Here is a 12,789-nt window from a genome sequence, read left to right as displayed (position 1 = left end):
CGGTATGGACTACCAGGCCGTTCTTGAGGAGGTAGCGGCCTATGCGAGGCCGTTCGTGGGGCGCGGGCACGTCGCCGACTACATTCCCGCGCTGGCGGAAGTGCCTCCCGACCGCTTCGGGATCGCGGTGGCGGACATCAACGGCGAGGTGTACGGGACCGGCGACTGGGAGGTCCCGTTCTCGGTCCAGTCGATCTCCAAGGCGTTCTCGCTGGCGCTGGTGATGGCCGGGTCCCACGGGGACGACGACATCTGGCAGCGGGTCGGGCGCGAGCCCTCGGGGACGGCGTTCAACTCCCTGGTGCAGCTGGAGTGGGAGAACGGCATTCCGCGGAATCCTTTCATCAACGCCGGCGCGCTGGTGGTGACGGACCGGCTGCTGACCATGACCGGCGACGCCAGCACCTCGATGCTGGAGTTCCTCCAGGCCGAGAGCGGCAACGCGGAGCTGGCGTTCGACCAGGCGGTGGCCGGTTCGGAGGCCGACCACGGGGACCGCAACGCGGCGCTGGCGCACTTCATGGCGTCGTTCGGCAATCTGGAGAACCCGGTGCCGAGCGTCATCGAGCACTACTTCTGGCAGTGCTCGATCGAGATGTCCTGCCGGGATCTGGCGGTGGCCGGCGGCTTCCTGGCCCGGCACGGGCTGCGGGCCGACGGGAGCCGGCTGCTGGAGGCGCGCGAGGCCAAGCGGATCAACGCCGTGATGCTGACCTGCGGCACGTACGACGCGGCCGGCGAGTTCGCCTACCGGGTGGGCCTGCCGGCGAAGAGCGGGGTCGGCGGCGGCATCGTGGCCGTGGTGCCGGGCCGCTGCACGCTGTGCGTGTGGAGCCCGGGGCTGGATGCCCGGGGGAACTCCGTGGCCGGGATGGCGGCGCTGGACCACTTCACGACGCTCACGGGCTGGTCGGTCTTCTAGGGCCTGTCCAATGGGGCGTGGCCGGGTCGTACCGGCTCTCGGGCGGGTGGGCTTGCGTTGTGGGCCGGGGAGCGGCGGCGCATGGTGGGCGGTAGGAGGTGCACCTGCCATGGAGCATGAGATGCGCGCTGAGTATGCGGAGGGCGTACTGCCGCACGAGGACACCCCGGTCAGGAAGTGGCACATGACCCGGGTGGGCGCGACCGTCGCGATGTGCGGCCAGCCGCTGGCCCCGGCGGCCGCCACCCAGTCGGCCGGCGCCTGGGGGACGGCCGCGGGCCAGCCGTTCTGCCGCACCTGCGGCGTGATGTACCTGGAGGAGCACCCGCAGGACACCGAGTGACCGGCGGCCGGGCCGGTCAGGTCAGTGGGGCGAAGAGGTCGACGCCGCGCCCGTCGGGGTCCCGTACGACGGCGTAGCGCTGCCCCCAGTCGGCGTCCCAGGGCGCCCGCCGGCCCGTATGGCCGGCGGCGGTGAGGTCCGCGTACAGGGCGTCGACGTGGGCGGCGTCCGTACAGGCGAAGGCCAGTCCCGTGTGCGTACCGGGCGGAGGCGGCGTCCAGGCGGGGTCGAGGGAGCGGGCGGTCTCGTGGGTGTCCCACATCAGGCGGAGGCCGCCGGGGAGCGGCGCCTCGGCGTGCGGGGCGGTGCCGGCGGCGCCGGGGACGGCGACGCCCAGCCGGCGGTAGAACGCCAGGGAGGCGGCCAGGTCGGCCACGACCAGGCCGATCGCGTCGAGGCGGGGTACGGGTGCGGTGTTCATGGCGGCGAGCGTAGGAGCGGCCGGCGGCGGCCGTCTTGAACGAATCGGACGCCGCCGGGCCGGGCCGCCGCCGGGCCCGTCACGGGCAGCTGACGACCTGGCCGGCGTAGGAGAGGTTGCCGCCGAAGGCGAAGAGCAGCACCGGCGCGCCGGCCGGCACCTCGCGGCGGTCGACCAGCTTGGCGAGGGCGAGCGGGACCGAGGCGGCCGAGGTGTTGCCGGAGTCGACGACATCGCGGGCGATCACGGCGTTGACCGCGCCGAGGCGCTCCGCGACGGGCTCGATGATCCGCAGGTTGGCCTGGTGCAGGACGACGCCGGCCAGCTCCTCGGGACGCAGGCCGGCCCGCTCGCAGACCTGGCGGGCGATGGCCGGGAGCTGCGTGGTGGCCCAGCGGTAGACGGTCTGGCCCTCCTGGGAGAAGCGGGCCGGGGCGCCCTCGATGCGGACCGCGTTGCCCATCCGGGGGACCGAGCCCCACAGGACCGGGCTGATCCCGGGCTCGGGCGCTGCGGTGACCACCGCGGCGGCGGCGCCGTCGCCGACCAGGACGCACGTGGAGCGGTCGGTCCAGTCGACCACGTCGGTGAACTTCTCCGCGCCGATGACCAGGGCGTTCGTCGCCGAGCCGGCCCGGATGGCGTGGTCGGCGGTGGCCAGCGCGTGGGTGAAGCCGGCGCAGACGACGTTGAGGTCCATGGTGGCCGGGGCGGCCATGTCCAGACGGGCGGCGACCCGGGCCGCGGTGTTGGGGCTGCGGTCGGTGGCGGTGCAGGTGGCGACCAGCACCAGGTCGATGTCCGCGGCGGCCAGGCCGGCGGTGGCCAGCGCCTTCTCCGCGGCCGCGGCCGCCATCGCGTCCACCGTCTCGTCCGGGGCCGCGACATGGCGGGTGCGGATGCCGACGCGGCTGCGGATCCAGGCGTCGTCGGTGTCGACGATCCGGGCGAGGTCGTCGTTGGTGAGCACGCGGGAGGGCTGGTAATGGCCGAGGGCCAGGATGCGCGACCCGGTCATGAGGTCCTCTGGGTACGTGGAGCGGGCGGTACCCGGACAGTCTCGCCGCTCGGCGGCGGCGGACGGGTGTGCGAACCGCCAACGTTCGGCGCCGAGAACTGGAGGCTTCCGACGCGCGCCGGCCCCGGCGGGCCCCACAGCGTGGTGCGGCGGCGCGGCCGGGGCCGGTGCGGGACGGCGGGCGCTCAGGACAGGGCGCGGAAGCGGCGCAGGCGGAGGCTGTTGCCCACCACGAAGACCGAGGAGAAGGCCATCGCGGCGCCCGCGATCATCGGGTTGAGGAGGCCCGCGGCGGCCAGCGGCAGCGCGGCGACGTTGTAGCCGAACGCCCAGAAGAGGTTGGTGCGGATGGTGCCGAGGGTGGCCCGGGCGAGCCGGATGGCGTCCGCCGCCGCGCGCAGGTCGCCGCGGACGAGTGTGAGGTCGCCGGCCTCGATGGCCGCGTCGGTGCCGGTGCCCATCGCCAGGCCCAGGTCGGCGCGGGCCAGCGCGGCCGCGTCGTTGACGCCGTCGCCGACCATGGCGACCGAGCGGCCCTCGGCCTGGAGGCGCGCGATGACGGCCACCTTGTCCTCCGGCAGCACCTCGGCGATCATCTCGTCGATGCCGACCTCCGCGGCGACCGACGCGGCGACGGCGTTGTTGTCGCCGGTCAGCAGGACCGGGGTCAGGCCCAGCGCGCGCAGCCGGCGGACCGCCTCGGCACTGGTCGGCTTGACCGCGTCGGAGACCACCAGCACCGCGCGGGCCGCGCCGTCCCAGCCGACCGCGACCGCGGTGTGCCCGGCCCGCTCGGCCTCGTCCCTGGCGGCGGCCAGGGCCGGCGGCAGCGGCAGGCCGCGGTCGGCGAGCAGCCGCTCCCGGCCGACCAGGACGGCGTGCCCCTCGACGGAGCCGCTGACGCCCAGGCCGGGCACGTTGGCGAAGTCCTCGGGGGCCGGCAGGGCGCCGGCGGGCTCGGCCTCCTGGGCGGCGGTGGCGACGGCGCGGGCGACGGGGTGCTCGGAGGAGTGCTCCAGCGCACCGGCCAGGCGCAGCGCCCGCGCCCGGTCCACCCCGTCGGCGAGGTGGACGCCGGTGAGCGTGATCGCGCCGGTGGTGACGGTGCCGGTCTTGTCCAGGACGACGGTGTCGACGGTGCGGGTGGTCTCCAGCACCTCGGGGCCCTTGAGCAGGATGCCGAGCTGGGCGCCGCGGCCGGTGCCGACCATCAGCGCGGTGGGCGTGGCCAGGCCCAGGGCGCACGGGCAGGCGATGATCAGCACCGCGACCGCGGCGGTGAACGCGGCGACCGCGCCGTGGCCGGTGCCGAGCCAGAGGCCGAGGGTGGCCAGTGCCAGCACGATGACGACGGGGACGAAGACCGCGGAGATCCGGTCGGCGAGCCGCTGCGCGGCCGCCTTGCCGTTCTGCGCGTCCTCCACCAGCCTTGCCATCCGGGCCAGTTGGGTGTCCGCGCCGATCCTGGTGGCCTCGACGACCAGCCGGCCGCCGGCGTTGACGGTGGCGCCGGTGACGGTGTCGCCGGGGGCGACCTCCACGGGTACGGACTCGCCGGTCAGCATCGAGGCGTCCACGGCGGAGGAGCCCTCCGTCACCCGGCCGTCGGTGGCGATCTTCTCCCCGGGCCGGACGACGAAGCGGTCGCCCACCCGCAGCCCGTCGACCGGGATCCGGACCTCCGTCCCGCCGCGGAGCACCGCCACGTCCTTGGCGCCCAGTTCCAGCAGGGCGCGCAGGGCGGCGCCGGCCTTCCGCTTGGCGCGGGCCTCGAAGTACCGGCCGGCCAGGATGAAGGTGGTGACGCCGGCGGCGGCCTCCAGGTAGATGTTGCCGGCGCCGTCGGTCCGGGCGATGGTCAGCTCGAACGGGTGGGTCATACCGGGCATCCCGGCCGTCCCGAAGAACAGCGCCCACAGCGACCAGCCGAAGGCGGCGAGGGTGCCCAGCGAGATCAGGGTGTCCATGGTGGCCGCGCCGTGCCGCAGATTGGTCCAGGCGGCCCGGTGGAACGGCCAGGCCCCGTAGGCCACCACCGGGGCGGCCAAAGTGAGGGAGAGCCACTGCCAGTTGGTGAACTGGAGCACCGGCACCATCGCCATCAGGACCACGGGGACGGAGAGCGCCAGGGAGACCAGCAGCCGCTGCCGCAGGGCGGCGAGCGGCGCGTCCGCGGCCTCCGGTACCGGCCCCGCCCCGGAGGCGCCGGCGGGCGGTTCCGGAGCGGGCGGTCGGGGCACCGCGGCGGTGTAGCCGGTCCGCTCCACCGTGGCGATCAGGTCGGCGGTGGCCACGCCGCTGCCCTCGGTGAGCGTCACCTGCGCCCGCTCGGTGGCGTAGTTGACGGTGGCGGTGACCCCCTCCATGCGGTTGAGCTTCTTCTCGACGCGGGCGGCGCACGAGGCGCAGGTCATCCCGCCGATCTCCAGCTCGACGACAGGCCCGTCGATCGCGGTGGTCATGTCGGCTGTTCCTCCTCTTCGCGGGGCCGTGGGCACCGGTGGCGGTCGGCGGCCCGTTCCCCTCCGCCGACCCCGTCAACACCTTACCCCCCTGGGGTATTCCCGGGGGTAGGGATCGCTGTGATGTCCGTCCCGGCGGGGCCCCCGGCGGGGCCGGCCGCCCGCAGCGTCCGTTCCGCCGTCGCCCGCAGAAACGCGGTCAGCTCGGCCGGCTCCTGCACCGTGAACTCCCGGCCCAGCAGCATCAGTCGCATCGCCAGCCACTCCAGCGAGTCGGGTGCGCTGCGCCAGCGGCAGCTGCCCTCGTCGAGCGGCTCCACCTCGCCCGCCGCCGGACCGCCGAGCCGGGCGGCCACCTCCGCGGCCGGCCCGTACACCGTCACCACCGCCCGATGGGTGGCCGCCATGGCCGCCCTGCCGCGCATCCGCTCCCGGACGTAGGCCCCGGCGTCGGCGGCCGGCAGGGTGCGCGGCGGGGTGCGCACCCCGGTGGCGAACGGCTCGCTCAGCCGGTCCACCCGGAAGATCCGCCAGTCGTCCCGGTCGTTGTCGAACGCCACCAGATACCAGCGGCGGCCCGCCGCGACCAGCCGGTGCGGCTCCACCAGGCGCCGACCGAGGTCGCCCGCGCCGCCGCGGTAACCGAACCGCACCCGCTCGTGGTTGGCGATCGCCGCGGCCAGCACCGTCAGATGCTCCGGGTCGACGGTCGGGCCGTCGCCGGCCGGCAGCGGGACGGTGGCGGTGCCCAGCGTGCCCACCCGCCGCCGCAGCCGAGCCGGCAGCACCTGCTCCAGCTTGGCCAGCGCCCGGACCGACGCCTCCTCGATGCCCGCGATGGTGTGCCCCGCGGTCGAGCGCAGGCCCACCGCGATGGCCACCGCCTCCTCGTCGTCCAGCAGCAGCGGCGGCATGGCGGTGCCCGCCGCCAGCCGGTAGCCGCCCTCCGCGCCCATCGTGGCGTGCACCGGATAGCCCAGCTCGCGCAGCCGCTCGATGTCCCGGCGAATGGTCCGGGTGGTCACCCGCAGCCGCTCGGCCAGCTCCCGGCCGGGCCACTCCCGGGGCGTCTGGAGCAGGGACAGCAGGTTCAGCAGTCGTGCCGATGTCTCACTCATGGGGACGATGATGGCCGAGGAAGTAGGACGGGAGCTGTCCTGGACGGGCTCTAGGGTCGAGGGCGTCGGGGACGGCGCGTCCTCAGCGCAGCGCGCGCCGTCCCCGACGTCCCTCCGCTCGACCACCGCACCGCCAGGAGTTCCGCATGCCCCCGTCCGCCCCGACGCCCGCCGCGCCGGCCGCCGGCGCCCCCGTGTCCGCCGACCGCAGACGCTGGGCGGCCCTCGCCATCCTGCTGACGGCCAGCTTCATGGACCTGGTCGACGCGACCATCGTCAACATCGCGCTGCCCAGCATCCGGCAGGACACCGGCGCCGGCTTCGGCACCCTGCAGTGGGTCACCGCCGGCTACGCGCTGGCGTTCGCCCTCGGCCTGATCACCGGCGGCCGGCTCGGCGACATCCACGGCCGCAGGAAGCTTTTCCTGCTCGGGATGGGCGGCTTCACCGTCGCCTCCGCGCTGTGCGGGCTGGCCGCCGACCCGGCGATGCTGGTCGCCGCGCGGGTGCTGCAGGGCGCGATGGCGTCGCTGATGGTGCCGCAGGTGCTGGCGATCATCCATGTGACCTTCCCGGCCCACGAGCGCGGCAAGGTCTTCGGGATGTTCGGCGCGGTGATCGGCCTCGGCGCGGTCTGCGGCCCGCTGATCGGCGCCCTGCTCACCCAGGGCGACCTCTTCGGCCTGGCGTGGCGCCCGATCTTCCTGATCAACCTCCCCGTCGGCCTCGCCGGGATCGTCCTCGGCCGCCGCTTCCTCACGGAGTCCCGGTCGGACACCGCGCTCCGCCTCGACCTCGTCGGCACCGCGCTGCTCACCGCCGGCCTGCTGCTGGTGCTCTACCCGCTGACCCACGGCCGCGAGGCCGGCTGGCCCGTCTGGGGTTTCGTCGCCATGGCGGCCGGGCCGCCGGTGCTCGCCGGGTTCGTCCGCTACGAGCGGTTCAAGGCCCGCAAGGACGGCTCGCCGCTGGTCGAACTCTCGCTGTTCCGGATCCGGAGCTTCGCGGCGGGCGTCGGCGTCCAGCTCACCTTCGGCGTGGCCAGCGGCCTGTTCTTCCTGATATGGACGCTGCACATGCAACTCGGCCTGGGGTGGGGCCCGTTGCACGCCGGCCTGACCGGGCTGCCGTTCTCTCTGGCCTGCTCCGCCGCGGCCGGGCTCTCCGTCCAGAAGCTGGTGCCGCGCTTCGGCCGCACGGTACTCCAGGGCGGCGCGCTGGTCATGCTCGCCGGCGCCCTGCTCTACCTCTGGCAGGCCGGCCACTACGGCACCACCCTGGAGTCCTGGCAGATGGCCCCGGCGATGGCCCTGATGGGCGCCGGCATGGGCCTGATCGTGGCGCCGCTCACCGACGCGGTGCTCTCCGAGGTCCCGGTCCGGCACTCCGGCTCGGCCTCCGGCATCTTCAACACCACCGGCCAGATGGGCATGGCGCTCGGTCTGGCGCTGTCGTCGGTGGCGTTCTTCGGCGCGGTGGACGGCCCCGGCGGCGCGGGCTTCGTCACCGCCACCACGCACTCCCTGTGGTGGATCGCGGGCGGGCTGCTGCTCGTTCTCGTCCTGCTGTTCCGGCTGCCCCGGCGGGCCCGGGCGGGCAGCCTGCCCCAGGGGGAGGCCGGAGCCCCCGCCGAGACGGCGCCCGAACCGGCCGCCGCCGACCGGCCCGCCCTCGTCCCCTGACGCATGACGAACGCGCGGGGCGCACGCCCAGGGGCGCGCCGGCAAACGAACGGCACGGCCCGTACCACGACGGGGTGCTGAGTGCGCAAAATGACGTACCGGCCGTACCCCTCGCGCGCCCCCACGGGCGATACTGACCGGGTGTCGATGATCAGCAACCTCCGCAAAGCCGTCCGGCTGCCGCAGCCGCGACCGGGCGGGGTGGACCTCAGCCACCCCGCCCGCTCGCCGCTCGGCACAGCCGTGGTGAACTGCGCGGTCTACGTCTCCGGGGTGCGCCAGGACGGCCACCAGCCGGCCGAGGAGGCGATCCGGCAGGTCCGGCGGACCGGCGACGGCTTCGTGTGGATCGGCCTGCACGAGCCCTCCGAGGTCGAGTTCGCCGGCATCGTCGAGCTGTTCGGGCTGCACCCGCTCGCCGTCGAGGATGCCGTCCACGCCCACCAGCGCCCCAAGCTGGAGCACTACGACGACTCGCTGTTCACCGTCTTCAAGACCGTCCGCTATGTCGAGCACGACCAGCTCACCGAGACCAGCGAGGTCGTCGACACCGGCGAGATCATGGTCTTCACCGGCGCCGACTTCGTGATCACGGTGCGGCACGGCGGCCACGGCTCCCTGGGCCCGCTGCGCGAGCAGCTGGAGCGCGACCCGGACCAGCTCGCGCTCGGCCCGTCCGCCGTACTGCACGCCATCGCCGACCTCGTCGTGGACGACTACCTCGACGTCGCCGCCCACGTCCAGGACGACATCGACGACGTCGAGAGCGAGGTCTTCTCGGTCCGCGGCAGCCGCGGCGCCGACCGGATCTACCAGCTCAAGCGCGAACTCCTGGAGTTCAAGCGGGCGGTGGTCCCGCTGGACCGCCCCCTCCAGGAGCTGACGACCCGCTCCCTGCAGTTCATCGACCCCCGGACCAAGACCTACTTCCGGGACGTCGCCGACCACCTCGACCAGGTCCGCGAGCGGATCACCGGCTTCGACGAACTCCTCAACTCCATACTCCAGGCCCACCTCGCCCAGGTCGCCAACGCCCAGAACGAGGCGATGCGCCGGATGTCCGCCTGGGCCGCGATCCTGGCCGTCCCCACCATGGTCACCGGCATCTACGGCATGAACTTCGAGTACATGCCGGAGAAGAGCTGGCCGTTCGGCTATCCGCTGGTGATGGCCGTGATGGTGGGGGTCTGCTGGCTGATGCACCGCGGCTTCAAGCGGAACGGCTGGCTGTAGGGGCGCCGTCCCGGCCGTTCACCGACCCGCGACGTGCCGGGGCCGGGCGGCGCCCAGTCCCGCCGCCACCTGCGGCACCAGCAGGACCAGCAGCACCACCAGCGGGCCGGCCCAGCTGCCCGAGGCGTCATGGACGGCGCCCAGCACCGCCGGGCCGGTGGCGGCCAGGATGTAGCCGAAACACTGGGCCATGCTGGAGAGTTGGCTGGCGTGGCGGGTGTCCGGGGCGCGCTGGACGATGAACAGCAGCGCCAGGCTGATCGCCGCCCCCTGGCCCAGACCCAGCAGCGTCATCCACAGGTACGCGCCGCCGACCGGCGCCGTCCACATGCCGGCGAAGCCCGCCGCGCACAGCACCGCGCCCAGCGCGGCCGGCGTGCCGGCCCGCAGCCGGCGGCCGACGATCACCGGCGCCAGGAACGAGCCCGCGATCCCCAGCAGCGAGGAGAACGACAGCATCCAGCCGGCGTCGCCCGCGCTCATCCCGGCGTCCTTCAGCATCGTCGGCAGCCAGGCGGCGGCCGCGTAGTAGCTCAGCGACTGCAGGCCCATGAAGCCGGTGACCTGCCAGGCCAGCGGCGAGCGCCACAGGCCGCGGACGGGGTGGGCGGCCTGCCGGGCGGCCGCCTCCGACACCCGCGTACGGGCCCGGACCTGCGGCAGCCACACGAGCAGCGCCAGCACCGCCAGCGAGCCCCAACAGGCCAACGTGGCCTGCCAGGAGAGCCCGGCGGCCTGCCGCACCGGGACGGTGACACCGGCCGCCAGCGCCGCGCCGCCGAACAGCGACATCGAGTAGAGCCCGGTCATCAGGCCGGCCTTCGCCGGGAAGTCCCGCTTGATCAGGCCCGGCAGCAGAACGTTGGCGACCGCGATCCCGGCGCCGATCACGACCGTGCCGGCGAACAGCGCCACCACCGAGTCCAGCAGCCGCAGCCCGGTGCCCAGGCAGATCAGCACCATGGTGCCGAGCAGCGAGCGCTCCATGCCCAGCCGCCGGCCCAGCCGCGGGGCGACCGGTGCCAGCAGCCCGAAGCAGAGCAGCGGCAGCGCGGTCAGCAGGCTGGTGGCGGCCGCCGACATCCCGCTGTCCGCGCGGATGGTGCCGGCCAGCGGGGAGACCGCGACCAGCGCGGGGCGCAGGTTCAGGGCGAGCAGCACGACGCCGATGCCGAGATACAGGGCGCGGCGGCCGGTGGTGCCGGCCGGGTCCGGCCCGGTCGCGTCCGCCGCCGCGGCCCGTCCGGCCGGCCGCGGCGGCGCCTCCGATATGCCCGATGCCGGTCCGTGCGTCATCGCTGGGTTTCCTCCTGTGTCCCGTCGTTTCCGTCCGCGCCGGCGTACGGCGCGATCCCGTCGTCACCGCCGCTGTCGCCCCTGTTGCCGCTGTCGTCGCCGCCGTCGGCCGGGTCGCGCAGCGCGGCGGCGGCCTCGGCGAGGTGCGCCAGCGCCGCCCGCTCGGCGGCTTCCGGATCCCGGGCCTCGATGGCGTCGACGATCGCGGTGTGCGCGTCGAACTGGTGGCGGACCGCGTCGGGCAGCAGCGGCGTGCCGACCACGGCCGCCACGGCGTCCCGCAGCGCGTCGCCGAACTGCTCGTACAGCTCGGCCAGCAGGGTGTTGTGCGCGGCGGCCGCGACCGCCCGGTGGAAGCGCAGGTCCGCCTCGACGAACCGGTCGGCGTCGCCGTCGGCCCAGGCCCGGTCGCGCACCGCCAGCGCCTCCCGCAGTGCGGCCAGGTCCTCGTCCGTGCGGCGCTCGGCGGCGTGCCGGGCGGCGTCCCGCTCCAGGCAGGAACGGACCTCGTACGTCTCCAGGTTGGCGGCCCGGCGCAGCCTGCGCTGGACCGCGGCGCCGAAGCCGCTGCGGGCGCGGACATACGTCCCGTCGCCCTGCCGGGGCTCCAGCATTCCGGTGTGCACCAGGGCGCGGACCGCCTCGCGGACGGTGTTCCGGCCGACGTCCAGCTGTGTGACGAGCACCGGCTCGGGCGGGATCTTCGCGCCGACCGGCCACTCGCCGTCGGCGATCAGCCGCTCCATCTGCTCGATGACCAGCTCGACGAGGCTGGTGCGGGCGGTACTGCGCAGTGGCATCGGCGCCGTCCTCTCGTCCGCGTTCCGCGGGTCTGCGTCCGCCGGGTCCCGGCCGGCCGGACCCCTCGAATTCTCCGGTTATTCCACCGGTGATGGGAACATCCCATGTTTAGCGGTGTCAAATGACGGGGCTTAGCCTGAGGGCGGTGACGCCCCTCGGCGGACCGGCCGGACACACAGACCCGGGCGCGCAGACCTACAGACAGGGAGAGCCGCGGACGATGCACGAGCGAGCCCGCCGGCCGTTGCCCTGGCAGGGCGAGTGGCCGGTGATCGGCGCGGTGGCCGCGGGCGGTGCCCTCGGCGCCACCGCCCGCTACGGCGCCGGCCTGCTCTGGCCGGCCGCCGACGCCGCCTTCCCCTGGACCACCCTCGTGATCAACGCCGTCGGCTGTGCGCTGATGGGCGTCCTGATGGTGCTGATCTCCGAGGTGTGGACCGCCCACCGGCTGCTCCGGCCGTTCCTGGGCACCGGCATCCTCGGCGGCTTCACCACCTTCTCCACCTATGCCGTGGACATCGAGCGCCTGGTGTCCGCCGGACGGCTGCCGCTCGCCCTCGCCTACCTCGCCGGCACCCTGCTCGCCGCGCTGGCGGCGGTGGCGCTGGCCGGGACCGCCACCCGGGCGCTCCTCGGACTGCGGCGGCCGGCATGACGGACCGTACGGCGCACCCGCCGACGCCTCCCGCCGGCAGCCCGGCCCTGCGCATGACCGTCCTCGTCGGCGAGCAGGACGTCTGGCACCACCGGCCGCTCTACGCGGAGATCGTGCACCGCGCCCGCGCCGCGGGCCTGGCCGGGGCGAGTGTCTTCCGCGGGGTCGAGGGCTTCGGGGCGACCTCGCTGATCCACACCCAGCGGCTGCTGTCGCTCAGCGAGGAACTGCCGGTGGCGGTGATCGTGGTGGACACCGAGGAGCGGGTGCGGGCGTTCCTGCCGCAGCTGTCCGAACTCCTCGCGGGCGGGGGCCTGGTGACCCTCGACCCGTGCGAGATGATCGCGTTCCGGGGCCGGGCGGACCGCACCGCCGGCGGGGAGGACACACAGGGGTGAACTGGCTGCTGGTGGTGGCCGGTGCCATGGTCGGGGCACCGCTGCGCTTCCTCACCGACCGCTTCGTCCAGGCCCGGCACGACTCCGTCCTCCCCTGGGGGACGTTCGCCGTCAACGTCGCCGGCAGCCTGGTCCTCGGCCTGCTGACGGGCGCGGCCGCCGCCGGAGTCGCCGGCCCGCACGCCCAACTGCTGCTCGGCACCGGCCTGTGCGGGGCCCTGACGACGTACTCGACGTTCTCCTACGAGACCCTCAGGCTGACCGCCGACGGGGCGCGCCGGTACGCCGTGCTCAACGTCGCCCTGACCCTGGTGGCCGGGCTGGCCGCCGCCTTCGCCGGGGTCGCCCTCGGCCGGGCCCTCTGGTCCTGACGCCCAGCGCGCTTCCGACGGGGCTCCGTACACACGCGAGCGGTGGGGCTCGGGGAGGAGCCCCACCGC

Annotated in this window: 13 protein-coding genes; 7 read left to right on the top strand and 6 right to left on the bottom strand. The window is 74.7% G+C overall.

Annotated elements, in window-relative coordinates; genetic code table 11:
* The first annotated feature begins 4 nt into the window (after nt 1–4).
* On the top strand, nt 5–922 hold the full coding sequence (locus ACRAS8_RS11805) for a glutaminase (RefSeq protein WP_438485894.1): 918 nt from the start codon (nt 5–7) through the stop codon (nt 920–922).
* Nucleotides 923–1,031: 109 nt separating this feature from the next.
* On the top strand, nt 1,032–1,265 hold the full coding sequence (locus ACRAS8_RS11800; protein WP_438485893.1) for a hypothetical protein: 234 nt from the start codon (nt 1,032–1,034) through the stop codon (nt 1,263–1,265).
* 16 nt (nt 1,266–1,281) lie between these two features.
* Here ACRAS8_RS11800 and ACRAS8_RS11795 read toward each other — a convergent pair whose 3' ends face one another.
* The 4 genes from ACRAS8_RS11795 to ACRAS8_RS11780 form a co-directional block, all read right to left on the bottom strand.
* On the bottom strand, nt 1,282–1,686 hold the full coding sequence (locus ACRAS8_RS11795) for a VOC family protein (protein WP_438485892.1): 405 nt from the start codon (nt 1,684–1,686) through the stop codon (nt 1,282–1,284).
* Between the two features lie 79 nt (nt 1,687–1,765).
* Nucleotides 1,766–2,704, bottom strand: coding sequence for a beta-ketoacyl-ACP synthase III (locus ACRAS8_RS11790; RefSeq protein WP_438485891.1), 939 nt, complete (start codon nt 2,702–2,704; stop codon nt 1,766–1,768).
* A 185-nt stretch (nt 2,705–2,889) separates the two neighbouring features.
* Entirely contained in the window at nt 2,890–5,166 is a 2,277-nt protein-coding gene (locus ACRAS8_RS11785; protein ID WP_438485890.1) for a heavy metal translocating P-type ATPase, read from the bottom strand.
* A gap of 83 nt (nt 5,167–5,249) precedes the next feature.
* Nucleotides 5,250–6,284 carry a helix-turn-helix transcriptional regulator gene (locus ACRAS8_RS11780; protein ID WP_438485889.1) on the bottom strand — a complete coding sequence of 345 codons (1,035 nt, stop codon included), beginning with the start codon at nt 6,282–6,284 and terminating at the stop codon, nt 5,250–5,252.
* Between the two features lie 146 nt (nt 6,285–6,430).
* Here ACRAS8_RS11780 and ACRAS8_RS11775 point away from each other — a divergent pair, with 146 nt between their 5' ends.
* Together ACRAS8_RS11775 and corA are read left to right on the top strand one after the other, a co-directional pair.
* On the top strand, nt 6,431–7,966 hold the full coding sequence (locus ACRAS8_RS11775; RefSeq protein WP_438485888.1) for an MFS transporter: 1,536 nt from the start codon (nt 6,431–6,433) through the stop codon (nt 7,964–7,966).
* Nucleotides 7,967–8,113: 147 nt separating this feature from the next.
* A complete protein-coding gene (corA, locus tag ACRAS8_RS11770) occupies nt 8,114–9,199 on the top strand; it encodes a magnesium/cobalt transporter CorA (RefSeq protein ID WP_438490432.1) in 1,086 nt (361 codons plus the stop codon).
* An 18-nt stretch (nt 9,200–9,217) separates the two neighbouring features.
* Here the strand turns inward: corA and ACRAS8_RS11765 are convergent, their stop codons facing one another.
* Both ACRAS8_RS11765 and ACRAS8_RS11760 read right to left on the bottom strand, forming a co-directional pair.
* Entirely contained in the window at nt 9,218–10,495 is a 1,278-nt protein-coding gene (locus ACRAS8_RS11765; protein ID WP_438485887.1) for a CynX/NimT family MFS transporter, read from the bottom strand.
* On the bottom strand, nt 10,492–11,295 hold the full coding sequence (locus ACRAS8_RS11760; protein ID WP_438485886.1) for a FadR/GntR family transcriptional regulator: 804 nt from the start codon (nt 11,293–11,295) through the stop codon (nt 10,492–10,494). The genes ACRAS8_RS11765 and ACRAS8_RS11760 overlap by 4 nt, the downstream gene beginning before the upstream one ends.
* Before the next feature lie 221 nt (nt 11,296–11,516).
* Between ACRAS8_RS11760 and ACRAS8_RS11755 the strand changes: the two genes are divergently transcribed.
* The 3 genes from ACRAS8_RS11755 to crcB are packed head-to-tail and all read left to right on the top strand — an operon-like array spanning nt 11,517 to nt 12,720.
* Entirely contained in the window at nt 11,517–11,951 is a 435-nt protein-coding gene (locus tag ACRAS8_RS11755) for a fluoride efflux transporter FluC (protein WP_438485885.1), read from the top strand.
* Nucleotides 11,948–12,349: a DUF190 domain-containing protein gene (locus ACRAS8_RS11750; protein WP_438485884.1), complete on the top strand. Its 402-nt coding sequence runs from the start codon at nt 11,948–11,950 to the stop codon at nt 12,347–12,349. Before ACRAS8_RS11755 ends, ACRAS8_RS11750 begins: the two co-directional genes overlap by 4 nt.
* Nucleotides 12,346–12,720 carry a fluoride efflux transporter CrcB gene (gene crcB, locus ACRAS8_RS11745; protein WP_438485883.1) on the top strand — a complete coding sequence of 125 codons (375 nt, stop codon included), beginning with the start codon at nt 12,346–12,348 and terminating at the stop codon, nt 12,718–12,720. Before ACRAS8_RS11750 ends, crcB begins: the two co-directional genes overlap by 4 nt.
* Nucleotides 12,721–12,789 lie beyond the last annotated feature (69 nt).

Origin of the sequence: Streptomyces sp. S186 (assembly GCF_051603415.1) — a bacterium.
GTDB lineage: Bacteria > Actinomycetota > Actinomycetes > Streptomycetales > Streptomycetaceae > Streptomyces.
Note: the sequence above shows the minus strand (reverse complement) of the source record. Positions and strands in the feature narration are given on the sequence as shown.